Annotated in this window: 23 protein-coding genes and 1 tRNA gene; 13 read left to right on the top strand and 11 right to left on the bottom strand. The window is 72.4% G+C overall.

The features are described 5' to 3' along the window. The first annotated feature begins 19 nt into the window (after positions 1-19). Positions 20-1015 (top strand): magnesium/cobalt transporter CorA, encoded by a 996-nt coding sequence (gene corA, locus FB563_RS26690; protein ID WP_055703648.1) that lies wholly within the window; start codon positions 20-22, stop codon positions 1013-1015. 16 nt (positions 1016-1031) lie between these two features. Here corA and FB563_RS26685 read toward each other — a convergent pair whose 3' ends face one another. Both FB563_RS26685 and FB563_RS26680 read right to left on the bottom strand, forming a co-directional pair. Beyond that, positions 1032-1820: a hypothetical protein gene (locus FB563_RS26685; protein ID WP_055703634.1), complete on the bottom strand. Its 789-nt coding sequence runs from the start codon at positions 1818-1820 to the stop codon at positions 1032-1034. A 177-nt stretch (positions 1821-1997) separates the two neighbouring features. Next, positions 1998-3053 carry an LLM class F420-dependent oxidoreductase gene (locus FB563_RS26680; protein ID WP_055703635.1) on the bottom strand — a complete coding sequence of 352 codons (1056 nt, stop codon included), beginning with the start codon at positions 3051-3053 and terminating at the stop codon, positions 1998-2000. A gap of 164 nt (positions 3054-3217) precedes the next feature. Between FB563_RS26680 and FB563_RS26675 the strand changes: the two genes are divergently transcribed. Then, positions 3218-4201, top strand: a complete 984-nt coding sequence (locus FB563_RS26675) for an aldo/keto reductase (protein WP_055703636.1) — start codon at positions 3218-3220, stop codon at positions 4199-4201. Continuing rightward, on the top strand, positions 4198-6570 hold the full coding sequence (locus FB563_RS26670) for an ATP-dependent DNA helicase (protein ID WP_055703637.1): 2373 nt from the start codon (positions 4198-4200) through the stop codon (positions 6568-6570). Before FB563_RS26675 ends, FB563_RS26670 begins: the two co-directional genes overlap by 4 nt. Positions 6571-6719: 149 nt before the next feature. Here FB563_RS26670 and FB563_RS26665 read toward each other — a convergent pair whose 3' ends face one another. Next, positions 6720-7442, bottom strand: a complete 723-nt coding sequence (locus tag FB563_RS26665) for a hypothetical protein (protein ID WP_055703638.1) — start codon at positions 7440-7442, stop codon at positions 6720-6722. 47 nt (positions 7443-7489) lie between these two features. On the opposite strand from FB563_RS26665, the gene FB563_RS26660 reads away from it, so the two are divergent. Then, on the top strand, positions 7490-7678 hold the full coding sequence (locus FB563_RS26660) for a DUF5703 family protein (RefSeq protein WP_014671721.1): 189 nt from the start codon (positions 7490-7492) through the stop codon (positions 7676-7678). A gap of 89 nt (positions 7679-7767) precedes the next feature. Here FB563_RS26660 and FB563_RS26655 read toward each other — a convergent pair whose 3' ends face one another. The 3 genes from FB563_RS26655 to FB563_RS26645 form a co-directional block, all read right to left on the bottom strand. Continuing rightward, entirely contained in the window at positions 7768-8745 is a 978-nt protein-coding gene (locus tag FB563_RS26655; RefSeq protein WP_055703639.1) for a chaplin, read from the bottom strand. A gap of 158 nt (positions 8746-8903) precedes the next feature. After that, positions 8904-9137, bottom strand: a complete 234-nt coding sequence (gene chpH / locus FB563_RS26650; RefSeq protein ID WP_055703640.1) for a chaplin ChpH — start codon at positions 9135-9137, stop codon at positions 8904-8906. 155 nt (positions 9138-9292) lie between these two features. Next, entirely contained in the window at positions 9293-10618 is a 1326-nt protein-coding gene (locus FB563_RS26645; protein WP_055703641.1) for a M20/M25/M40 family metallo-hydrolase, read from the bottom strand. 215 nt (positions 10619-10833) lie between these two features. On the opposite strand from FB563_RS26645, the gene FB563_RS26640 reads away from it, so the two are divergent. Both FB563_RS26640 and polX read left to right on the top strand, forming a co-directional pair. Beyond that, positions 10834-10921: transfer RNA gene (locus FB563_RS26640), tRNA-Leu, on the top strand. Positions 10922-10984: 63 nt separating this feature from the next. Beyond that, the gene (gene polX / locus FB563_RS26635; RefSeq protein WP_055703642.1) at positions 10985-12706 is read left to right on the top strand and encodes a DNA polymerase/3'-5' exonuclease PolX; all 1722 of its coding nucleotides are present in this window, start codon (positions 10985-10987) and stop codon (positions 12704-12706) included. A 23-nt stretch (positions 12707-12729) separates the two neighbouring features. Here polX and FB563_RS26630 read toward each other — a convergent pair whose 3' ends face one another. After that, entirely contained in the window at positions 12730-13044 is a 315-nt protein-coding gene (locus FB563_RS26630) for a dsRBD fold-containing protein (protein WP_055703643.1), read from the bottom strand. Between the two features lie 86 nt (positions 13045-13130). Here FB563_RS26630 and FB563_RS26625 point away from each other — a divergent pair, with 86 nt between their 5' ends. Continuing rightward, positions 13131-13505, top strand: a complete 375-nt coding sequence (locus FB563_RS26625) for a YchJ family protein (RefSeq protein ID WP_055703644.1) — start codon at positions 13131-13133, stop codon at positions 13503-13505. A 20-nt stretch (positions 13506-13525) separates the two neighbouring features. Here the strand turns inward: FB563_RS26625 and FB563_RS26620 are convergent, their stop codons facing one another. Beyond that, positions 13526-14227: a FadR/GntR family transcriptional regulator gene (locus tag FB563_RS26620; RefSeq protein WP_142218940.1), complete on the bottom strand. Its 702-nt coding sequence runs from the start codon at positions 14225-14227 to the stop codon at positions 13526-13528. Between the two features lie 140 nt (positions 14228-14367). Between FB563_RS26620 and FB563_RS26615 the strand changes: the two genes are divergently transcribed. Genes FB563_RS26615 through FB563_RS26600 form a run of 4 tightly spaced genes read left to right on the top strand, consistent with a single transcriptional unit; the run spans position 14368 to position 18133 of the window. Continuing rightward, positions 14368-14886 (top strand): gluconokinase, encoded by a 519-nt coding sequence (locus FB563_RS26615; protein WP_055710004.1) that lies wholly within the window; start codon positions 14368-14370, stop codon positions 14884-14886. 37 nt (positions 14887-14923) lie between these two features. Then, complete coding sequence (locus FB563_RS26610; protein ID WP_055710003.1) at positions 14924-16321, top strand: GntT/GntP/DsdX family permease; 1398 nt, start codon at positions 14924-14926, stop codon at positions 16319-16321. Between the two features lie 10 nt (positions 16322-16331). After that, the gene (locus FB563_RS26605) at positions 16332-17093 is read left to right on the top strand and encodes an SDR family oxidoreductase (protein ID WP_055710002.1); all 762 of its coding nucleotides are present in this window, start codon (positions 16332-16334) and stop codon (positions 17091-17093) included. 14 nt (positions 17094-17107) lie between these two features. Further along, entirely contained in the window at positions 17108-18133 is a 1026-nt protein-coding gene (locus FB563_RS26600; protein ID WP_055710001.1) for an L-idonate 5-dehydrogenase, read from the top strand. Here FB563_RS26600 and FB563_RS26595 read toward each other — a convergent pair. The 3 genes from FB563_RS26595 to FB563_RS26585 form a co-directional block, all read right to left on the bottom strand. After that, positions 18130-18756 (bottom strand): cytochrome b/b6 domain-containing protein, encoded by a 627-nt coding sequence (locus FB563_RS26595; RefSeq protein WP_055710000.1) that lies wholly within the window; start codon positions 18754-18756, stop codon positions 18130-18132. The genes FB563_RS26600 and FB563_RS26595 overlap by 4 nt on opposite strands. Next, positions 18740-19468, bottom strand: coding sequence for a molybdopterin-dependent oxidoreductase (locus FB563_RS26590; RefSeq protein ID WP_055709999.1), 729 nt, complete (start codon positions 19466-19468; stop codon positions 18740-18742). Before FB563_RS26590 ends, FB563_RS26595 begins: the two co-directional genes overlap by 17 nt. Positions 19469-19569: 101 nt before the next feature. Then, positions 19570-20607, bottom strand: coding sequence for a hypothetical protein (locus FB563_RS26585; RefSeq protein WP_055709998.1), 1038 nt, complete (start codon positions 20605-20607; stop codon positions 19570-19572). Between the two features lie 330 nt (positions 20608-20937). Between FB563_RS26585 and FB563_RS26580 the strand changes: the two genes are divergently transcribed. Beyond that, entirely contained in the window at positions 20938-21834 is an 897-nt protein-coding gene (locus tag FB563_RS26580) for a DMT family transporter (RefSeq protein ID WP_167528513.1), read from the top strand. Positions 21835-21859: 25 nt separating this feature from the next. Continuing rightward, positions 21860-22375: an NUDIX hydrolase gene (locus FB563_RS26575; protein WP_055710201.1), complete on the top strand. Its 516-nt coding sequence runs from the start codon at positions 21860-21862 to the stop codon at positions 22373-22375. The last annotated feature ends 1 nt before the right edge of the window (position 22376 follow it).

Genomic DNA, 22376 nt, shown 5'->3' with positions numbered 1-22376 from the left:
CGAAGGGAGAATGCGCTCCGTGATCGTCGACTGCGCCATCTATCGGCACGGGCACCGCACCGAGGGCCCGGAGGACCTGTCGGACGCGCTCACCGAGGCTCGGGCCGAGGGCGGGTTCGTGTGGATCGGTTTGTACGAGCCGTCCGAGCGGGAGTTCGACCTGGTCACCGAGGAGTTCGGGCTGCATCCGCTGGCGGTCGAGGACGCCCTGAACGCGCATCAGCGGCCGAAGCTGGAGGTGTACGACGACTCGCTGTTCATGGTGCTGAAACCGGTCGCGTACGAGACGGAGAGCGACACCGTCTCGGCCGGCGAGATCATGGTCTTCGTCGGCGACTGTTTCGTGGTCACCGTCCGCCACGGCGCGATCTCGCCGCTGGCCGCGGTACGGCGCCGGCTGGAGGAGGAGCCGGAGATGCTCGACAAGGGCCCGACCGCCGTGCTGTACGCGATCTCCGACGCCGTCGTCGACCACTATCTGGAGGTGGCGACGGAGCTGGGCACCGATCTGGAGGAGCTGGAGGCGGAGGTGTTCCGCCCGGAGGGCGGCGGCTCGCGGGGCACCGCGTCCCGGATCTACGGCTTCAAGCGGCAGATCCTGGAGTTCCGCCGGGCCACCGGCCCGCTGGCGCTGCCGCTGAACCGGCTGGCCGGCACCGGTGCGCTCGGCGGCTCGGTGCCGTTCGTGCACGACAAGGCGCGTCCGTTCTTCCGGGACGTCGGCGACCATCTGACGCGCGTGAACGAGTCCGTGGAAGCCCTGGACCGGCTGGTGTCGGACGTCCTGTCGGCGCATCTGGCGCAGATGAGCGTGCGGCAGAACGACGACATGCGGAAGATCTCCGCGTGGGCGGCGATGGCCGCGGTCCCCACGATGATCGCGGGGATCTACGGCATGAACTTCGACCACATGCCGGAGCTGCACTGGCTGTGGTCGTATCCGGCGGTGATCGCCGTGATGGCGGCTCTGGAGGTGCTGCTGTACCGCCTGTTCAAGCGTCGCGGCTGGCTGTGAGGCCCCTGGGGGCGGCTCAGGCGAACTCGGGGGCGGTGGTGGCGGGGCCGCCGAGGGGGTCGCGGCGCTCGGGCATGCGGAGGGTGACCATGCGGCGCCAGCCGGCCAGCCGCTCGTAGGCGTACAGCGCGTGGATGCCGGCCGCGAGCAGGGCGTATCGGGTCCTGGACCAGCCCAGGACCCGGCCCATGCGGGCCATCACGGCCAGGCTGACGTCCCGGTGGATGCGGATCTCGGCGAGGGCGCACTCGCGCAGGGTGCGCTGGATGAGCCGGCCGTGCCCGGCGGCGGCGAACCGCAGCAGTTCCTCGTGGGTGTAGGCGAGGTGCCTGTCCTCGTCGTCGGAGATCATGCGGACGGCCCTGCCCACCTCGGGATGGTCGGCGAAAAGCGTGAGCAGCAGCTTCATCTGCTCGGCGGCGCGCTGCTCGGTGACGCGGCTGTGGGCGAGGTAGACGATGATGTCCCGCTCGCCGAGCGGCTCGTCCCGCCTGAGCCGGTCGTGGGCGAGGCCGATGCCGTGCCGCTCCAGGAGCATCGTGTAGTCGGTCTCGGGCGGTACGGCGACCGGGGTGAGCCCGCGCTTCCTCAGCAGGGCGGTGAAGATGCGCCCGTGCTTGTCCTCGTCGGCTCCGTGCCGGGCGATCTTCGGTGCCAGGGCGCGTTCGCCCTGCGGCACCAGCGCGGCGATCCGCCCGTTCTCCCAGCCGCCCTGGGACTCCCCGCCGGCGGCGATGGAGCAGAAGAGCCGGAACGACTCGTCGTTGTCGAGGATCTCCTGGAACACACTCTTGGCCGAAAGCATGAAATGAGTCAAATGCGAGCATTTGGGGACCCGCAACAGCTGTGCACGCCCACTCGGCCGAAAGGATGACACCGGAGTCGTAACCCGGCGGCGCGCGGCGCGTTGTTCCTCACGACGGCCGTGGCGGGGAAGACCCCCGAGCCCCCACCACGGCCGCTGAAGCTCCCCGGGGCAGACCTAGGCCAGCCCGGCGCGTTCCAGGGCCTCGTGACCGGCCCGGAGGGAGGCGAGCCGCTCGTCCAGCGTGAATCCGGCCGGGGACAGGCTGAGCGTGGTGACGCCGGCGGCGGCATAGGCCCTCATCCGGTCGGCGATGCGGTCGACGGAACCCAGCAGGGTCGTCTTGTCGATGAGGTCCTGCGGGATCGCGGCGGCGGCGCCCTGCTTGTCGCCGGACAGGTACTTCTGCTGGATCTCGGCGGCTTCCTTCTCGTATCCCATGCGCTGGGCGAGCTGGTTGTAGAAGTTCTGCTTGGCGCTGCCCATGCCGCCGACGTACAGCGCCGTGTAGGGCCGGAAGGTGTCGGCGAGCCGGGCCACGTCCTTGTCGTCGCCGACGGCGATCGGCAGGGTCGGGCAGACGTCGAAACCGTCGAGGGTCTTGCCGGCCTTCTCGCGCCCGGCGCGCAGGTGCTTCAGGGTGGTCTCCTCCAGGTGGTCGGCGGCGGGGAAGATCAGCAGGGCGCCGTCGGCGATCTCACCCGTCTGCTCCAGGTTCTTCGGGCCGATGGCGGCGATGTACAGCGGGATGTGCTCGCGCTGCGGATGCACGGTCAGCTTGATCGGCTTGCCCGGGCCGCCGGGCAGCGGCAGCGTCCAGTGCTCGCCCTCGTACGTCAGCCGCTCCCGGGTCATGGCCCTGCGTACGATCTCCACGTACTCGCGGGTGCGGGCGAGCGGCTTGTCGAACCTGACGCCGTACCAGCCCTCGGAGACCTGCGGTCCGGACACCCCGAGACCGAGCCGGAAACGGCCGCCGGACAGCGAGTCGAGCGTCGCGGCGGTCATCGCGGTCATCGCGGGCTGGCGGGCCGGGATCTGGAAGATGGCCGAGCCGACGTCGATGCGCTCGGTCTGGGCGGCGACCCAGCTGAGCACGGTGGCCGCGTCCGAGCCGTAGGCCTCGGCGGCCCAGCACACGGAGAAGCCCAGCCGGTCGGCCTCCTGGGCCACGGCCAGATTGTCCCCGTCCATTCCGGCACCCCAGTAGCCGAGGTTGATCCCGAGCTGCATGGCCGATTCCCCTTACCCGTGAGTAACGTCCTTGTCGGGGTGACCTTAGCGCGGGGACGGACGCCGGGGGCAGGCACAGGGCACCCGAAAGCACCGGCCCACGGCCCGACTCCGTTGTCCACAGGCCACCCACCGCACCGGTTCTGGCCAGTAATCTCGCCCGCATGGAGCAGAGGCATCTCGGCCGTACCGGCCTGCGCGTGTCCCGGATCGGACTCGGCACCCTCACCTGGGGCCGGGACACCGACGAGCACGACGCCGCGGACATGCTGAAGGCGTTCTGGGAGGCCGGCGGCACCCTCGTCGACACCGCGGACGTGTACGGCAACGGCGAGGCGGAGTACCTGCTCGGGCAGCTGATGGACGGCCTGGTGCCGCGCCGGGACCTGGTGATCTCCACCAAGGCGGGCAGCGTTCCCGACCCCGACCGCCGTTTCGACGGCTCCCGCGGTCATCTGCTCGCCGCCCTCGACGCCTCCCTGGCCCGCCTGGGCACGGACTACGTCGACGTGTGGCACATCCACGCCTTCGACCCCGGGACCCCGCTGGAGGAGACCCTCCAGGCCCTGGACATAGCGGTCAGCAGCGGCCGCGCCCGGTACGCGGGCGTCTCCAACTTCTGCGGCTGGCAGCTCGCCAAGGCCGCCACCTGGCAGCTCGCGGCGCCGGGCATCCGCACCCGCCTGGCCAGCACGCAGATGGAGTACTCACTGCTGCAGCGGGGCGTGGAGCGGGAGGTGCTGCCCGCCGCGCTGGACCTCGGCGTCGGCCTGCTGCCCTCCTCCCCGCTCGGCCGGGGCGTGCTGACCGGCAAGTACCGGCACGCCACTCCCCCGGACTCGCGCGGCGCCTCCGAGCATCTCGCGCCGTTCGTGGAGCCGTACCTGGACGACACGGCGACCCGCATCGTGGACGCGGTCACGACGGCCGCCGACGGGCTCGCCGTCACCGCGCTCCAGGTGGCCCTCGCCTGGGTCCGGGACCGGCCCGGCGTGGCCGCGCCGATCGTCGGTGCGCGCAACGCGCAGCAGCTCACGGCGGCATTGTCAGTGGAGGCCCTTAGTCTTCCTGACGAGATCTGCCGGGCGCTGGACGATGTGTCGGCGCCCGTGCACCGCTATCCCGATCACGACTGGAGCACGCTGTGAGCACGGAGCCGGAGACCACGGAGGAAGCCGGGCCGGGGACGCCGGACAGCCCGGAGGCCGCGGGTCAGGACGCGGCGCGCGAGGACGGCCGTGCGGACGCCAGGGGTGCGGCGCAGCAGGCCGGGAAGGCCGGCGGTGGCGGCGCCGCGGGCGGTCCCACCGGTGCCGGGGGTGAGGGCGCCGCGGAGGCGACGGGCTCGGGCGGCACCGAGGGCGAAGCCGCGGGCGGCACCCTGCAGCCCGGGGCCGGAGGCGAACATGCCGACTCCGCGCAGCCGTCCGAGGCCGAGGGCGAAGGCGAGGGCGAGAGCGAAGGCGGCGGCGAGAGCGAAGGCTCTGACTCCAGTCAGTTGTCCGAGGCCGAGGCGGAGTTGGCCGCGCAGCGGCTCGAGCGGGAGCGGATCGAGCGGCGCAAGGCCGAGAAGAGGGGCCCCGTCGAGAGCGGCGCCAAGCTCAGCGGCAAGGCGGCCGACCTGCTCGCGGCGGTGCGGGCGGTGGAGAGCGGCGAGAAGCCGGTGGCCACGGTGTTCGCCGAGCCCGCGCCGGCGCCGCGCCGCCCGGCCCCGGAGCCCGTACGCCGGCCGCAGCCCGCGCCCGCCCCGGCCGCCGTCGCGGCCACCGCCCCGGCACCCGAGACGGTGGACGGCGTCCGCCGGGTGCTGGCCGAGGGCGGTGCGCCCGAGACCCTGGCTGCCCAGGTGGCCGCGGCACTCGGCGAGGGCGCCGGCGCGGCGCTGCGCGAGGACCCCTGGCAGCTGCTGCGAATCAGCGGCGTACGGCCCGACCAGGCCGACGGCTTCGCCCGGGCCCTGCTCGGCGCGGCCTGCGGCCCGGGCGACGAGCGGCGGGCTCGCGCCATCACCGTCTGGCTGCTGGAGCAGGCGGCCCTGGCCGGGCACACCGCGCTGGAACTGCCCACGCTCGCCTCGGCACTGGGCAAGCAGGGCGTGCCCGACCCGGACGCGGCGGTGCAGAGCACGCTCGCCGAGGGCGAGGCGCTGGCGTTCCAGGACGCGTTGGAGGAACCGGGAGCCGCCGCGCCGCAGACGGCTCAGGAGGACGAGGGCGAGGACGCGGAGGAGCGGCCGGTCAGGGTCCTCGTCGGCCTGGAGCGGTACGCACTGGCCGAGGAGAGCCTCGCCGACGGCCTGGCCCGGCTGGTCAACTCGCTGCCCAAGGAGACCGAGCAGGCCTGGCAGGCGGCGGCCGACGGCGTCTCGGGAGGCGCGGCCGAGCTGGTCCGCGCGGTCGCCGGGCACGGCCTGGTGCTGCACACCGGCGGGGAGGCGGCCCGCGCCGAACCGGCCGCCCTGCTCGGTGCCGCCCGCACCGCGGGACTGCGGGCCTTCGCCGTCTGCCACACGCCCGACGGCCGCCACCGCCTCGCCGCCCTGCTGGGCCCGGACCCGGCGGAACACGGCGTGGGCACGGTCGCCGGCCTGCTGTCCGGCGCCGAGGGACCCGGCCGGGACGCGGACGGCGCGCTGGACCTGGACCTGCTGATCGTGCTGGACGCGCCGCAGCTCGACGTGGAGAGCGCCGCGATGCTGGTGGAGTCGCTGCCCGACGGGGCCCGGCTGGTGCTCAGCGGCGACCCGGCTCTGCTGTGGTCGGCCGGACCGGGGCGGGTCTTCGCCGACCTGCTCGCCGCCCGGGTCTGCCCGCAGCTGGCCTCCCGCCTGCCCGACCCGGGCCCGATCGGCGAGCTGGTGTCCGGCATCGGCATCGGCGAGCTGAACCAGGTCGCCGCTCCGGGCAAGGAGGTCGTCATCGTCCCGGTGCGGGACGCGGGCGAGGCCGTGCACCGGACCGTCCAGCTGGTCGCCGACTCGGTGCCGCGGGCGATCGGTGTCCCGGCCGACCAGACCGTGGTGATCAGCCCCGGGCACGGCGGCGCCGCGGGCACCCGCGCCCTCAACTCCGCGCTGAAGGAGCGCCTCAACCCGGGCCCGGGCCGCTTCGGCGGCTTCGACCCCGGCGACCGGATCGCCTACTCCCCCGCTCCGGGGCGTACGGTGCCGGGCGTGGTGGTGAAGGCCGACGCGGAGGGGCTGCACCTGTCGTGCGCGGGCGCCCCGGTGGTCGTACCGCGCGAGCAGGTGGAGGGGGCCGTACGGCACGGCTGGGCGCTGACCGCACACCAGGCGGTGGGCGCCCGCTGGCCGGCGGCGGTCGTCGTGCTGCCCGGCGACGCCGCGCAGGCGCTCAGCAGACCCTGGGTGTACACGGCCTTCGGCCGGGCGGAGCGGCATCTGTCCGTGGTCCACGGCGTGGAACAGGCCCTGCCGAAGGCGGTGGCCCAGACGCGGGCCAAGCCCCGCACGACCCGGTTGCAGACGCTGCTGCGCACACAGGTGCCGGCGAGCTGATCTTCCCTGCGCCGCGCGCCCTGTTTCCCGGGGCGCACCCTGTTTCGGCCGCGCAGGCCGTCTCCTTCGCAACGGCGATCAGCCATGACGGCGGAGATCGGCGGTGCCGTACCGGCCTCAGGCCGGCCCCACGGCACCGCCGGCCGGCCTCACCTCTCGGCGCCCTCGACCTCGACCCCGTCCTCGACCTCGTCCACGTCCTCGTCCGCGTCCTCCGCCTCGTCCTCGACGAACTCGAGATCGTCCTCCTCGTCGGACTCGTCCTCCTCGTCGAAGACGGCGCTGACGTCGAACCGGCACACCACACCCTGCGCATCGATGTGCTCGAACGGCGCCTCCAGCCACTCCCCCGCCTCGGGTGCCTCGTCCGCCGCGGTCACCCAGAGCGTGGAGTCGCCCTCCTCCAGGCCGAACTCCTTGTGCCGGGAGGCGATCTCGTCCGGTTCGAACTCGCCGAACAGGATGCCCAGCGCGCCCGGAACCGTGGCGGCGGCGTCCTCGGTCAGGCCGCCCGCGGCCTCGTACTCCGCCGCCTCGACCCGCTGGGCCTGCGCCAGCAGGCGCTGGGGTTCCACCACGGCGTAGTCGCGGCGGATCAGCACGCTGATCGCGTTCGGTTCCTCGGGGCCCGCGTACGGCGGCAGCTCCTCCGCACCGGGGATCTCGAAGGGCGTGACCTCGTCGTAGCGGTCGTAGAGCAGCTCGTCGTACACCTCGGCGGCCGCGGCCAGCTGGTTGAACGCCTCCAGGACGGCCGGGTCGTCCTCACCCGACCTGCGTTCGACCGCGGCCAGATGACGGTCGAGCGCGGTCTTGACGGCCTCGGCGGCGGCGCGTACCTCGGCAGCGGTGGGCTGCGCAGCATCAGACATAGTGCAGACGCTATCCGTACCGGGCCCCAGCCCGCACAATAGATGCGATGCCGGAATACGAATTTGTCGACGTGTACGTGCCTCGCGGGGTGTCCCGCAAGGAGGCCACGCGTCTGCTGACGGACCATGCCGAGTACGGACACTGGGAGTTGGACCGACTGAGCCTGCTGCGCGACGGCAGCCGCAGGGTGCGGTTGCGCCGGCGGATCATCCGCCAGGTGCGTGCCACGTGGTGAGGCGGCACATCTGAACGAAAGCGGGCCCCGCCGCCTTGGCCGGGCCCGCTCCGTCTGCCGCGCCGTACGGCACCGGGAGGTGCCGCGGGTCAGGCCGTGGCCCGCGCCTTGCGGTAGAGCACCGCGCCGGCGAGCAGCGCGCCCGCGCCGACCGGCAGCGCGAGACCCACCGGCAGATCGCTGCCGGTGTGTGCGAGCTGGCCTCCGGTCAGGGAGTGGCCGGAGCGACCGCCCTGCTGGTGGACCTGGCTCGGCCCATGGGGCCCCTGAGGCGTGTGGCCGCCGTGGCCGGGCGGCGTCGCCGGGCTTCCGGGGTGACCCGGGTGTCCCGGGTGACCGGGGTGACCCGGATGACCCGGCTGTCCGGGGTGACCCGGCTGTCCGGGGTGACCCGGCTGTCCGGGCGGGTTGCCGTGACCGCCGCCCGGTGGCCGGCTGTGGTCGCCGCCACCGTTGCCGCAGTCGTTGCCCGCGGCGTCGTTGCCGACTCCGATCACGTTCACGCTGTTGCCGCATACGTTCACCGGGACGTCGATCGGCACCTGCACCGTGTTGCCGGAACCGACGCCCGGCGAATCGCTGCTGTGGCCGCCCGCGTGCGAGCCGCCGGAGCCGCCATGACCGCCCGAGGCACCGCCGTGGTTGACGCACGTGTTGCCCGCGGCCGGATTGTGCAGCCCGACGACGTTCACGCTGTTGCCGCATACGTTCACCGGGGCGTCGATCGGCGCCTGGACCGTGTTGCCGGAACCGACGCCCGGCGAGCCGCTGCTGTGGCCGCCCGCGTGCGAGCCGCCGGAGCCGCCATGACCGCCCGAGGCACCGCCGTGGTTGGCACACGTGTTGCCCGCGGCCGGGTTGAGCAGCCCGACGACGTTCACGGTGTTGCCGCATACGTTCACCGGCACGTGGACCGGCGCCTGCACGGTGTTGCCGGACAGTACGCCGGGCGAGCCGACGGCGGCGCCGGACGCGCCCGCGTCGGCGTGGGCATAGCCGCTCGCGGCGGCGATCACACCGGTGGCCGCCGCCATTGTCATCAGGCCCTTGCGGGTGCCGTGTCGCATTCTGATTTTCCCCTGCCTTCGATCCTGCTGTGCCTCGCGAGCGCGTGGCGACCCTGGCGGATCGCTCCCGCGCGCAATAGGCCGGTCGGCCCCGGAGCGCATGGCACGCGCTCCGGGGCCGACGGCTCGAAAATGACGCCCCCCTCAGGAGGTCGCCGTCACTTGTTGATGCAGGTGTTGCCGAAGGCGGGGTTCAGGAGCCCGATCACGTTGACCGTGTTGCCGCAGACGTTCACCGGGACGTGCACGGGCACCTGAACGACGTTGCCGGAGACGACACCCGGGGAGTGCACGGCGGCACCCTGGGCTCCGGCGTCGGCGACAGCGAGGCCCGCGCCCGCGAGAACCAGCCCACCGGTGGCAGCCGCAGCAGCGACGACCTTCTTGATCATTATTCCTCCTTGTTGGCAAAGCGACCCCAAGGTGCGGAGTCACATCACCTGTAACGAGGAGGAACTAATGAAGCTACGAACCGATCGTCGCATTCACCCGTTCCAGTCGATCTCGTACGAGCGGCCGAATATCCGGGTCATCTCGGCCCAGAGCGTCACGACGCGTCGATGAACCGGTCCAGGACGCGGACGCCGAACCGCAGGCCGTCCACCGGCACCCGCTCGTCCACGCCGTGGAACATGCCGGCGAAGTCCAGCTCCGGCGGCAGCTTCAGCGGGGCGAAGCCGAAGCCGCGGATGCCGAGGTCGTCGAAGGACTTGGCGTCGGTGCCGCCGGAGAGCATGTAGGGGATCGCCTTGGCGGTGGGGTCCTCGGCGAGCAGCGCGGACTGCATGGCCTCCACCAGGGCGCCGTCGAAGCTGGTCTCGACGGCCTTGTCGGCGTGCACGTCCTCGCGTCGCACGTGGGGCCCGAGCAGCCGGTCGAGGTCGCTGAGGAACTCCTCCTCGTGGCCCGGCAGGAAGCGTCCGTCGATGTGCGCGGTGGCCTGGCCCGGGATGACGTTGACCTTGTAACCGGCGTTCAGCTGGGTCGGGTTGGCGGTGTTGCTCAGGGTCGCGCCGATCAGCTTGGCGATGCCGCCGAGCTTGGCCAGGGTGGACTCCATGTCCTCCGGGTCCAGCTCGGTCCCGAGGGCGTCGCCCAGTTCGTCGAGGAAGGCCCGGGTGGTCTTGGTGACCCGCACCGGCCACTTGTGCCGGCCGACCCGGGCCACGGCCTCGGACAGTTCGGTGATGGCGTTGTCGCGGTGGATCATCGAGCCGTGCCCGGCGGTGCCGGCCACGGTCAGCTTCATCCAGTGCATGCCCTTCTCGGCCGTCTGGATCAGATAGAGCCGGCGCTGCTCGCTGACGGTGAAGGAGAAGCCGCCGACCTCGCTGATCGCCTCGGTGACGCCCTCGAACAGCTCGGGGTGGTGGTCGACCAGGTGGCGGGCGCCGTAGGTGCCGCCGGCCTCCTCGTCGGCGAGGAAGGCGACCACGATGTCCCGCGGGGGCCGCCGCCCGCTCCTGAGCCGGTCGCGCACGACCGCCAGGGTCATGGCGTCCATGTCCTTCATGTCGACGGCCCCGCGCCCCCACACGCACCCGTCGGCGATCTCGCCGGAGAACGGGTCGTGGGTCCAGTCGGCGGCGTTGGCCGGTACGACGTCCAGGTGGCCGTGGATCAGCAGCGCGGGCCGGGACGGGTCCTCCCCCTCGATGCGGGCCACCGTCGAGGCGCGGCCGGGGTGCGACTCGAAGATCTTCGGTTCGAGTCCGACCTCGGCGAGCTTCTCCGCGGCCCACTCGGCGGCCGCCCGCTCGCCGGGGCCGGAGTGGTCGCCGTAGTTGCTGGTGTCGAACCGGATCAGCTCGCGGCAGAGGTCCACGACCTCGTCCTCGCCGGTGACGCTCCTGGCCGTGTCCGTCTCGCTCACGTGCTTCCTCCCGCGCTGTCGCTGCTGGTGGTCCTCCTCATCCTCCCTCTCCCCCGTCCGCCGCCCAAGACCGGTCCCGGCCCGTCACACGCCGTTCACGTGCGCCGGGCTCCGGCGGGGGGGTGATCGGCCACCCCCGAAAGCCTGGTAATGTTTCCTTCGTCGCCGCGAGGGAAACCCCGCCGAAAGGGATTCCGGAGCACGACAGACACCTTGTCCGGGTGGCGGAATGGCAGACGCGCTAGCTTGAGGTGCTAGTGCCCTTTATCGGGCGTGGGGGTTCAAGTCCCCCCTCGGACACCAGCAAGGCCCCTGCTCAGCAGGGGCCTTTTGCTTCTCCCCTCGGCCGGGTTCCACACTTGTGGGGTGGCCCGGCCCAATGACGAGGTCGAGGCGCTCCTGCGGGAGTACGCGGACCTCATCGCGATCACTGGAGGCGACGCGTTCAAGGCGCGCGCCTACGAGAAGGCGGCGCGTGCCATCGGCGGGTATCCGGCCGACATCTCCAAGCTGGACGAGGACGGCCTGAAGGAGATCCCGAACGTCGGGAGGTCGATCGCCGACAAGGTGGCCGAGTACCTGCGCACGGGGAAGATGGCGGTGGTCGAGGAGCGCCGGGCGAAGATCCCCGCCGGGGTGCGGGAGCTGATCACGATCCCCACCCTGGGCCCGAAGAAGGCGCTGCGGCTCTACGAGGACCTGCACATCTCGTCGGTGAACGAGCTGACCGCGGCGATCGAGGCGGACGCGCTGGCCGATCTGAAGGGCTTCGGCGAGAAGACGCAGGAGAACATCCGGCACGGCATCGAGCTGCTGCAGCGGGCGGGCGCCCGGGTGCCGCTGTCGCTGGCCCTGGACACGGCCGAGGAGGTCGTCGCCGAGCTGTCCGGGGTGACCGGGTGCAAGCGGTGCTCGTACGCCGGCTCGCTGCGCCGGATGCGGGAGACCGTCGGGGACCTGGACGTCATCGTCGCGGCGAGGAAGTCCGAGCCGTTCATGGCGGCGCTGTGCGAGCTGCCGGCCACCGCGGAGGTCGTCGCACGGGGCTCGAAGAAGACGTCGATCCGCACGGTCAAGGGGCTCCAGGTCGATCTGCGGGTGCTGCCGCCGGAGTCGTGGGGCGCCGGGATGCAGTACTTCACCGGCTCGAAGGCGCACAACATCCGTACCCGTACCATCGCCGTGCATCTGGGGCTGAAGCTGTCCGAGTACGGCCTGTTCGACGCCGAGAGCGGGAACTCGCTGGCCTCCCGCACTGAGGAGGAGGTGTACGCCCGGCTCGGGCTGCCGTGGATCACACCGACGCTGCGGGAGGACCGCGGGGAGATCGAGGCGGCCCTGCACGGCGAGTTGCCCGAGGTGGTGACCGAGAAGGATGTCCGGGGCGACCTGCACACCCACACCGATCTCACCGACGGGCTGGCCCCGCTGGAGGAGATGGTGGCGGCGGCCGCCGAACGCGGGTACGCGTACTACGCGGTGACCGATCACGCGCCCAACCTGTACATGCAGCGCATGACCGACGAGAAGGTCCTCGCCCAGCGGGAGCGGCTGCGGGAGCTGGACGGCACCCACCACCGGATGCGGCTGCTGCACGGCACGGAGCTCAACATCGACCCGGACGGCGGGGTGGACTGGCCCCAGGACTTCCTGGCCGGTTTCGACCTCTGCGTGGCCTCGCTGCACTCCCACTTCGACCTGGACCGCAGGGCCATGACCCGGCGGCTGGTCCGGGCCTGCGAGAACCCGTACGTCAACATCATCGGGCACCCGACGACCCGGCTGATCGGCAAGCGGGCGGGCGTCGACGCCGACTGGGACGAGGTGTTCGCGGCCTGCGCGCGCACCGGCACCGCGCTGGAGGTCAACGCCCAGCCGGACCGTCTCGACCTGTGCGACAAGGACATCCTGCGGGCCAGGGAGCACGGCGTGAAGTTCGCCGTGAACACCGACGCGCACTCCGTGCCGCACCTCGGGCAGTTGCGTTACGGCGTCGGCACGGCGGAGCGGGGCTGGCTCGGCCGGGACGACGTGATCAACACCTGGCCGCTGACGAGGCTGCGGCGGTTCCTGCGCAAGGGCAGGTGAAGGGCGTCACTCTCGGCCCGGGGTCACTCCCGGTCCAGCCACAGGGGGGACAGGTCCTCCTCGGTGTCGGCCGCTCCCACGGCCTTCATGTCGCCGTCGGCGGCGCGCAGCAGGATCCGGCCCATGGCGATCAGGGCGCGTCCGGCGGCGAGTTCGTCGCCTATTTCCGGTACATCGGGGTCGTACGGGTTGCGGCGGGCCTCCGCGTGGCTCTCCAGGACGTTGTCGCCGGTGTCGAGGACGATCCGGGCGGTGGTGTCCGGGTCGTGCTCGGAGAGGTACAGGTTCAGCCGCCACTCCTTGACGGCCGGAGGACGGCTGGTCGCGGGTCGGGTCATGGTCCGCCTCCCTGGGCTGCACTGCCCTTCCACTGTGCACCCCGCCCGCGACGGACGCCTCCCCTGCTCCGGGCACAATGTGGGCCATGACCTCGCGCACCTGTCCCTGTGGACTCCCCCAGCCCTACGACGCCTGCTGTGGCCGTTTCCACGCGGGAGCCGCGAGCGCGCCGACCGCCGAGCTGCTGATGCGGTCGCGGTACAGCGCGTTCGTGAAGGGGGACGCGGGGTATCTGCTGCGCACCTGGCATCCGCGGACCCGGCCCGCGCGGCTGGAGCTCGACCCGGAGATGCGGTGGACGGGGCTGGAGATCCTGGACGCCACCGACGGGTCCGCCTTCCACAGCACCGGTACGGTGACGTTCCGCGCCTCCTACCGGGGCGGCTCGCTGCACGAGCGGAGCCGGTTCGAGCGGGTCGACGGGGCCTGGGTGTACGTGGACGGGGACTTCTTGGAATAGACCCGTTGGAACAGCCCCGCTCAGGGCGCGAGGATGTCCAGTTCCTGCAGGGCGCCCACGGTGATCTCCCTGGTCAGCTGCTCGGCGCGGGTCGCGTCGCCCGCCCGGACCGCCTCCGCCACCTGGACGTGCAGGGTGACCGCCGCCGGGTCGGGGTCCTCGAACATGACCTCGTGATGGGTGCGGCCGGCCAGGACCTCCGCGACGACGTCGCCGAGCCGGGCGAACATCTCGTTGCCCGAGGAGCTGAGGATGACCCGGTGGAAGGCGATGTCGTGGACCAGGTACTCCTCCAGTTTGTGGCCGCGCGAGTTGGCCACCATGCCGAGTGCGCACTCGGTGAGTTCGGCGCACTGCTCCGCCGTGGCGTGCGTGGCGGCGAGCCCGGCCGCGACCGGTTCGACCGCGGAGCGCAGCACGGTCAGCGAGCGCAGCTGGTGCGGGCGGTCGGCGCCGGCCAGCCGCCAGCGGATGACCTGCGGGTCGTAGACGTTCCACTCGGACTTGGGGCGGACCGTCACGCCCACTCTGCGGCGGGACTCGACCAGGTGCATGGATTCGAGGACCCGGACCGCTTCCCGCATCACGGAGCGTGACACCTCGAAGTGCTGTGCCAGCTCGTCGGTGCGCAGCACGCTGCCCGGCGGGTACTCGCCCGCGGTGATCGCGGGGCCGAGGGTGTCCAGTACATGGCCGTGCAGGCCCCGGCCCGGTGTGGTCATGCAGTCAGCGTACGGCGTGGATCACCGACGGAAAAAGTCAGACTTATATGTCACAGACTCTTGAATTCGTCGTACCTAATGGGTTTCAGTGTGGCGACGCCGCCGTGGCGTCGGATGTCGAGGAAGACAGCGAGGCAGTGATGCGAACCCCCCAGGTCGTCGTCGTGATGGGCGTCGCGGGGACGGGCAAGACCACGATCGGTCCCTTGCTCGCCGCGCGGCTGGGCGTCCCGTACGGCGAGGGCGACGACTTCCACCCGCAGGCCAACATCGACAAGATGTCGGCCGGGATCCCGCTCGACGACAACGACCGGTGGCCCTGGCTGGACGCCATCGGCCACTGGGCGCACGGGCGGGCCGGACTGGGCGGGGTGGTCAGCAGCTCGGCGCTGAAGCGGGCGTACCGCGACCGGCTTCGGGCCGCCGCTCCCGGAGTGGTGTTCGTGCACCTCACCGGGGACCGGAAGCTGATCGAGGACCGGATGAGGCAGCGGCAGGGGCACTTCATGCCGACCGCGCTGCTGGACTCCCAGTTCGCCACGCTGCAGCCCCTGGAGCCGGACGAGGCGGGAGTCGCCGTGGACGTCAACGGCAGCCCCCAGGAGATCACCGAGCGTGCCGTGAAGGCACTCGAGGCGCTTCCCGACACCACCGCGTAGCACTCACCCCCGTCCCCCGTAACGCAAGGGAACCCCCGTGACCAGACTCAGCGTCGAGATGCTGGCAGCGGACGCGCCTCCGCCGATCACCTCCGCCGGACACGCCCAGCTGGGCATCGCCGTCCTGGTGGGCATCGCCGTGATCGTCCTGCTCATCACCAAGTTCAAGCTCCATGCCTTCCTGGCGCTGACCATCGGGTCACTGGCGCTCGGGGCGGCCGCCGGAGCGCCGCTCGACAAGGCCATCACCAGCTTCACCACCGGGCTCGGCACCACGGTGGCCGGCGTGGGCGTCCTGATCGCGCTCGGGGCGATCCTGGGCAAGCTCCTCGCCGACTCCGGTGGCGCCGACCAGATCGTCGACACGATCCTGGCCAAGGCCGGCGGGCGGGCGATGCCCTGGGCGATGGTGCTGATCGCCTCCGTGATCGGCCTGCCGCTGTTCTTCGAGGTCGGCATCGTGCTGCTGATCCCGGTCGTGCTCATGGTCGCCAAGCGCGGCAACTACTCCCTGATGCGCATCGGGATCCCGGCGCTGGCCGGTCTGTCCGTGATGCACGGCCTGATCCCGCCGCACCCCGGCCCGCTGGTCGCGATCGACGCGCTGCACGCCAACCTGGGCGTGACCCTGGCGTTCGGCATCCTGGTCGCCATACCGTCGGTGATCGTCGCGGGTCCGCTGTTCTCCAAGGTCGCTGCCCGCTGGGTCGACGTCCAGGCCCCCGACCGGATGCTGCCCCAGCGCCCCTCGGAGGAGCTGCAGCGCCGTCCGGGCTTCGGCGCGACGCTCTCCACGGTGCTGCTGCCGGTGGTGCTGATGCTGCTCAAGGCGCTGGTGGACATCGTCGTCGACGACCCGGCGAACACGACCCAGCGCGTCTTCGACGTCATCGGTTCCCCGCTGATCGCCCTGCTCGCCGCCGTGCTCGTCGGCTTCTTCACGCTGGGCCGGCCCGCCGGGTTCAGCAAGGAGCGGCTGCAGCAGACCGTCGAGAAGGGCCTGATGCCGATCGCCGGCATCCTGCTGATCGTCGGCGCGGGCGGCGGCTTCAAGCAGACGCTGATCGACTCCGGCGTGGGCCAGATGATCCTGGACATCTCCAGGAACTGGTCGATCCCGGCCGTGCTGCTGGCCTGGCTGATCGCGGTGGTGATCCGGCTGGCGACCGGCTCGGCGACGGTGGCGACGGTCTCCGCGGCCGGACTGGTCGCGCCGCTCGCGGCCGGCACGTCGACCACCCACACCGCCCTCCTCGTCCTGGCGATCGGCGCCGGCTCGCTCTTCTTCAGCTTCGTCAACGACGCCGGCTTCTGGCTGGTGAAGGAGTACTTCGGGCTGAGTGTCGGGCAGACCGTGAAGACCTGGTCGATCATGGAGACGATCCTCTCGGTGGTCGCCGGCGGCCTGGTCCTGCTGCTCTCACTGATCATCTAGGGGTACGGGCATGAGTCACCCGCTCTTCGACGTCAGCGGCCGCACCGCCCTGGTCACGGGCGCCGGCCGGGGCATAGGCCTCGCGCTGGCCCGGGGCCTGGCCGAGGCCGGCTGCACGGTGGTCCTCAACGGGCGCGACCCGGACCGGCTGGCCGAGGCGGCCTCGGGACTGCCCGGGGACCGGATCCACACGGCGGTGTTCGACGTGACCGACGCACCGGCCGTGGCCGCCGGGATCGCGGACGTCGAGGAGCGGGTGGGCCCGCTCGACATCCTCGTCAACAACGCGGGCATGCAACTGCGCGCTCCGCTGCTGGAGTTCGCCGAGGCCGACTGGCACCGGATCCTGGACACCAACCTCACCAGCGCGTTCCTCGTCGGCCGCGAGGCCGCCCGGTGGATGACGGAACGCGGCCACGGCAAGATCGTCAACGTCTGTTCGCTGCAGAGCGAGGTCGTACGGCCCGGTATCGCGCCGTACGCGGCGACCAAGGGCGCACTGAAGATGCTCACCAAGGGCATGTGTGCCGACTGGGGGCCGTACGGCGTCCAGGTCAACGGCATCGGACCCGGCTACATCGAGACCGAGCTGACCCGGCCGCTGGTGGAGGACGAGGAGTTCAGCGCCTGGGTCCGCCGGCGCACCCCGGCGGGCCGCTGGGGCCGTACCGAGGACCTGGTGGGCGCGTTGCTCTTCCTCGCCTCGCCGGCCTCCGACTTCATGGGCGGCCAGATCCTGTACGTAGACGGTGGCATGACGAGCGTCCTGTGAAAGGGGCTGCGGCGATGCTGGGTTGTGTGATCCACGGCGCGGGCGAGCTGCGGCTGGCGGAGCTGCCGGCGCCCGAACCCGGGCCCGGCGAGGTCCTGGTGGCCGTCCGTTACGGCGGGGTGTGCGGCTCCGATCTGCACTACTGGCGGCACGGCGGGGTCGGGGACTTCCGGCTCCGGGAGCCGCTGCTGCTCGGGCACGAGGTGGTGGGCACGGTGGTGTCCTACGGCGCCGGGGCCACGGGTCCCGCGCCGGGTACGGCCGTCGCCGTGCACCCCGCCACCCCGTGCGGGCGCTGCCCGGAGTGCGCCGACGGGCGGGCGAACGTGTGCCGCGACACCCGGTATCTGGGCAGCGCGGCCCGCTTTCCGCACGTCCAGGGCGGTTTCGCGGAGCGGATCGCGGTACAGGCCGGGCAGGTGCGGGCGCTGCCGGAGGGACTCGGGCTGCGGCGGGCCGCCCTCGCCGAGCCGCTGTCGGTGGCGCTGCACGCGGTGCGGCGGGCCGGGGACGTGTCCGGGGCCCATGTGCTGGTGACCGGCGCGGGGCCGATCGGGTGCCTGGTCGTCGCGGCGGCGAAGGCGGCCGGCGCGGCGCGGGTGACGGTGACGGACCTGGTGCCTCAGGCGCTGGGTCACGCCGCCGTGGCCGGGGCGGACACGCTCGTACGGGCCGACGATCCGGATGATCCCGGGTGGCCCGGGGAGGTGGACGTGGCCGTGGAGGCGTCGGGGGTCGCGGCCGGGCTGGACACGTGTCTGCGGCTGGTGCGGCGCGGAGGTGTCGTCGTACAGCTCGGGATGCTGCCGCCCGGGCAGTCGCCGTTCGCCGGGAATCTGCTGGTGAGCCGGGAGATCGAGCTGCGGGGGGCGTTCCGGTTCGGCGCCGAGTTCGGCCACGCGCTGGAACTGCTGGCCGGGCGGGGGGAGTTCGACGGGCTGGTCAGTGCGGTGGTTCCGCTGCGGGACGCCGAGGCGGGGTTTGCGCTGGCCGCCGACCGAAGCCGGTCCTGCAAGGTGTTGCTGGACTTCGCGCACTAACCACGCCACAGGGGGTGTTCCCGTTTCGCCCACTCCGCGCTCACCGTCCCCGTGCGCAGGCCCCGTCTCGCCTCCGGGTCGCCCAGGGCCATGCCGATGTGGCCGGCCAGGACCACGCCGATGGTCAGGGCGAGCCAGTCGTGGACGAAGGTCGCCGAGGTGCGCCACATCAGCGGGGCGAGGTGGGTGAACCACATCAGCAGACCGGTGCCGAGCATGACCAGGGTGGCGCCGGCGATCCAGGCGGCGTAGATCTTCTGGCCGGCGTTGAACTTGCCGGCCGGACGGGAGGAACGGCGTTTGTCGCGGACGAGCGCCGCGCGCAGCCAGAGCCGGTCGTGCGGGCCGAAGCGGTTGAGGAAGCGCAGGTCGGCCCGGAAGGCGCGGGAGGCGAGGCCCAGCAGGACCGGGACGGGGAGGGCCACGCCGGCGCACTCGTGGATCCGGACGACCAGTTCCCGGCGGCCGACCATGACCGCCAGCTGCGGGATGTAGAGGACGGCCGCCGTGGCCACACAGATCCCCATCAGTGCGGCCGTGGTGCGGTGCACCCAGCGTTGGGCCGGGCCGAAGCGGCGGACACGGGTGCCGGGCGGGGCCGGGGTGTCAGCTCGTAGGCTCATCGGTGCGTCCGTTCGAGCGGCCGACCCAGGCGTCGACGTCGTACCCGAGCTTCTCCCAGTAGCCGGGCTCGACCCGGTCGGTGACCGTGATCCCGGACAGCCACTTGGCCGACTTGTAGAAGTACATGGGGGCGACGTAGAGGCGGACCGGGCCGCCGTGGTCGTGGGAGATGTCCTTGTCCTGCATGCGCAGGGCCACCAGGACGTCCGGACGGCGGGCCTGGGCGAGGGTGAGGCTCTCGGTGTAGGTGCCGTCGAAGCAGGTGAAGTGGATCGCCCTGGCGGTGGGGCGGACGCCGGCCGCGTCCAGCAGGTCGGAGAGGCGGACGCCCTCGAAGGGGGTGCCGGGGACCCGCCAGCCGGTGACGCACTGGACGTCCTTGACCAGCCGCGTCTGCGGCAGGGCGCGCAGGTCGGCCAGGCTGTAGGTGCGCGGGCGGTCGACCAGGCCGCCGATCTTCAGGTGGTAGTCGGTGGCGTTCAGGTGCGGCACCGAGGCGGCGACGGAGTAGTAGCGGAAGCCGCCGCCGTTGGGCAGCAGGCCGGTCAGGCCCGTGGGGTCCTTGCCGGCGACCGAGCCGAGGAAGCCCTCCAGGCCGCGTTGCAGCGTGGGCGCGGCGACCACGCCGAGCGCGCCCAGGCCGAGGGTGCCGAGGAAGACGCGGCGGCCGACGGGTTTGCCGCCCTGCTCCTCGGATTGTTCAGAGTTCACTCATTCATTCGAGCACTCGGGGCCCCGCGGGGCCAGGGAATCGGGTCACTGGTCAGAGTTCTGTAATCACTTCTTACGTACGTCCCGCAGAGGCGTGCCGTTCAGTGCCCGAGGGCCCGGGCGCGGGCCGCCCGGAAGGCCGCGCGGGCGTCGCGGTGGGCATAGGACCAGGGCGCCCGGGTGGCATGCCGGCCGATGCGCTGGAACAGCACCGCCGCCTCGGCCGGGCGGCCGGCACAGGACAGGGCGAAGGCGAGGTGGTTGAGGTCGATGTGGCGGCGGGGGTGTTCGTCGTGCTCCCACTCCAGCCACCAGTCGAAGCAGGCGCGCAGGATGCGGCGGGCCCGGGGCCCTGCCCAGTGTCCGGAGGCGGCGGGGTCGGCCGGGGCGAGGCCGGTGGCGGCGAGGACCCGGTAGCGCTCGGCGTGGGCGACGACCGGCAGGACGGCGAGCGGGGAATCGGCCGGGGCCTCGGCGGCGGACAGCTCGGCGAGGTCGTACACCTCGTGATCCTCGGCCGCCCGGCCGCCGGCGGGCCGTTCGGCCAGGCGGGCGAGGAGCAGATGGTGGGCGTGGTGGTGCTCGGGGTGGCGGCGGCACAGCTCGGCGAAGACGGCGAGCACCTCGCACTCCGGGCCGAGGCCGTGGGCGAGCTGGAGCCGGCCGAGCCAGGGGGTGGGGTCGGCCGGGGCGAGCGCGGCGGCGGTGGCGCAGGCCTCCCGGGCCCGGTCGGGGTCCTCCTTGCCGCGCAGGGCGCGCTGGACCAGGGCGAGGGCGTACAGCGCGGCGGCGTCGGCCGAGCCGGGCTCGGCGTGCAGCCAGTCGCGGGCCCAGGCCACGGCGTACGGGTCCCGGGCGAGCACGGTGAGGCGGTGGCCGCGGCGGTCCCAGTCGTCGCCGGTGTGCCGGAGCAGGGAGCGGGCGGCCTGCCGCCGGCCCTGGGTGAACGCGGCGCGCGCGGTGCGCAGTTCGGCGTCGTCGAGGGCGTCGTCGAAGCCGTCGGCGCGGGCGTCGCCGAACGTGTCGTCGAACGTGTCGTCGAAGCCGCCGTCGAAGGGGCCGGAGTCGTCCGGGGCGGTGTCGCCGGACTGGTCCGTGGGGGCCCGGCGCGCGCCGAGCAGGGGTGGGAGAGGGGGCACCGCGGGACTTCCTGTTTCTCGGGCTGCCATCGACCGATCACGCACAGCAAACCCCCAGCCAAGGTTTGCGTCAAGCAGAACAGGGCTGTTACTGGCTTCAACTACCGCGACTCACAGGGAACTTGGGGAACTCCGCGCAGGTGGCCCCGGGCCCGGGCGGCGGTACCCGACGGCCCGCTGTGGCGTACGCCATGGCGCCGGGCCGGCCGGCCCCGGAGCATGGCGAGTCCACTGCCCTGTTCCGCGCACTTCCGGGTCACTGCCGTCCCGGGAACGCTACAGTCGGCCACTACGCACCCGTGGTCCGGCCGGATGATCGAGGTACGCAGCGTGTCCGTTCTGGTTCTCCTTCTCGCCGTGAGTGCTGCCTGCTGTCTGGGCTTCGGGTTCGTGCTCCAGCAGAACGCGGCGCAGAAGGCACCGATGAGCGACTTCCTGTCCTTCCGGCTGCTGCTCGACCTGATGCGGGTGCCGCGCTGGCTGGGCGGGCTCGGGTTGATGATCGCCGGCATGGTGCTCGGCGCGATGGCGCTCGGCAAGGGCGAGATCTCCCTGGTCGAGCCGCTGCTCGCGACCAATCTGCTGTTCGCCCTGGCCCTCTCCCGGTACCAGACCGGGCAGCCCCTGGGCCGTCAGGGCTGGGCCGGGCTGCTGCTGCTCGCGGGCGGGGTGAGCGCGTTCATCATGGCGGGCGAGCCGCGGGCGGGCAGCGCCATCTCCGATCCACTGCGGCACTGGCTGATCATCGGCGCGATGGTCGGCGCCGCCCTGGTGCTCACCACGTACGGCAAGCGGTCCCGGCTGAGCTGGGGCCCGGTGCTGCTGGCCACCGCCGCCGGGCTGCTGTACGGCGTGCAGGACGCGCTGACCCGGGTGAGCGGCATCCGCTTCTCCGAGGGCGGCTTCACCGAGCTGTTCACCGGCTGGCAGCCGTACGGCGTGCTGGCCTGCGGGGTGACCGGTCTGGTCCTGGTGCAGAGCGCGTTCGAGACCGCCCCGCTGCGCATGTCGCTGCCCGCGCTCACCGCCGCCGAGCCGCTCGCCGGGATCCTGTGCGGCGTCGGCTTCCTCGGCGACCGGCTGCGCACCGACACCGCGGCGCTGGCCTGGGAGGCCGCCGGGCTCGCGGCGGTGGTCGCGGGCATCGTGCTGCTCGGCCTGCACCCGGCGATGCCGTGCGGCGCGACGGAGGCGGAGCCGCCGGCCCGGGACCTGCAGCGACGCTGAGCGGGCGCCTGCTTGGATGTGGGGCATGAATCCTGCTGACGAGATCCTCGACATCGTCGACGAGCACGACCAGGTGATCGCCCAGTGCCCGCGCGGCGAGGCGTACGCCCGTGGACTGCGTCACCGGTGCGTGTTCGTCCAGGCCCGGGACGCGGCCGGCCGGCTCTTCGTCCACCGGCGCACCGCCACCAAGCTGGTCTTCCCCGCGCTGTACGACATGTTCGTCGGCGGTGTCGTCGGAGCGGGCGAGTCCTACGACGAGGCCGCGCTGCGGGAGGCCGAGGAGGAGCTGGGCGTGACGGGGCTGCCCCGGCCGACGTATCTCTTCAAGTTCCTGTACCACGACGGGGCCGGGAACAGCTGGTGGTCGGCGGTGTACGAGGTGCGCTGCGAGCTGCCCGTGCACCCCCAGGCGGAGGAGGTCCAGTGGCACGACTTCCTGCCCGAGGAGGAGGTCGAGCGGCGGCTCGGCGACTGGGAGTGGGTGCCGGACGGGCTGGCGGCGTACGAGCGGCTGAAGGCGTTCCGGGCGAGCCGGTGAC

This window comes from Streptomyces puniciscabiei, assembly GCF_006715785.1.
In the GTDB taxonomy this organism is placed as follows: Bacteria; Actinomycetota; Actinomycetes; order Streptomycetales; family Streptomycetaceae; genus Streptomyces; species Streptomyces puniciscabiei.
Note: the sequence above shows the minus strand (reverse complement) of the source record. Positions and strands in the feature narration are given on the sequence as shown.

What these genes read in the sequence shown, in the direction of transcription:
- FB563_RS26685 (WP_055703634.1), bottom strand. Translation starts at nt 1,820, where the DNA reads ATGCTTTCGGCCAAGAGTGTGTTCCAGGAGATCCTCGACAACGACGAG.
- FB563_RS26680 (WP_055703635.1), bottom strand. Translation starts at nt 3,053, where the DNA reads ATGCAGCTCGGGATCAACCTCGGCTACTGGGGTGCCGGAATGGACGGG.
- FB563_RS26675 (WP_055703636.1), top strand. Translation starts at nt 3,218, where the DNA reads ATGGAGCAGAGGCATCTCGGCCGTACCGGCCTGCGCGTGTCCCGGATC.
- FB563_RS26665 (WP_055703638.1), bottom strand. Translation starts at nt 7,442, where the DNA reads ATGTCTGATGCTGCGCAGCCCACCGCTGCCGAGGTACGCGCCGCCGCC.
- FB563_RS26660 (WP_014671721.1), top strand. Translation starts at nt 7,490, where the DNA reads ATGCCGGAATACGAATTTGTCGACGTGTACGTGCCTCGCGGGGTGTCC.
- FB563_RS26655 (WP_055703639.1), bottom strand. Translation starts at nt 8,745, where the DNA reads ATGCGACACGGCACCCGCAAGGGCCTGATGACAATGGCGGCGGCCACC.
- chpH (WP_055703640.1), bottom strand. Translation starts at nt 9,137, where the DNA reads ATGATCAAGAAGGTCGTCGCTGCTGCGGCTGCCACCGGTGGGCTGGTT.
- FB563_RS26630 (WP_055703643.1), bottom strand. Translation starts at nt 13,044, where the DNA reads ATGACCCGACCCGCGACCAGCCGTCCTCCGGCCGTCAAGGAGTGGCGG.
- FB563_RS26625 (WP_055703644.1), top strand. Translation starts at nt 13,131, where the DNA reads ATGACCTCGCGCACCTGTCCCTGTGGACTCCCCCAGCCCTACGACGCC.
- FB563_RS26620 (WP_142218940.1), bottom strand. Translation starts at nt 14,227, where the DNA reads ATGACCACACCGGGCCGGGGCCTGCACGGCCATGTACTGGACACCCTC.
- FB563_RS26615 (WP_055710004.1), top strand. Translation starts at nt 14,368, where the DNA reads ATGCGAACCCCCCAGGTCGTCGTCGTGATGGGCGTCGCGGGGACGGGC.
- FB563_RS26605 (WP_055710002.1), top strand. Translation starts at nt 16,332, where the DNA reads ATGAGTCACCCGCTCTTCGACGTCAGCGGCCGCACCGCCCTGGTCACG.
- FB563_RS26600 (WP_055710001.1), top strand. Translation starts at nt 17,108, where the DNA reads ATGCTGGGTTGTGTGATCCACGGCGCGGGCGAGCTGCGGCTGGCGGAG.
- FB563_RS26595 (WP_055710000.1), bottom strand. Translation starts at nt 18,756, where the DNA reads ATGAGCCTACGAGCTGACACCCCGGCCCCGCCCGGCACCCGTGTCCGC.
- FB563_RS26575 (WP_055710201.1), top strand. Translation starts at nt 21,860, where the DNA reads ATGAATCCTGCTGACGAGATCCTCGACATCGTCGACGAGCACGACCAG.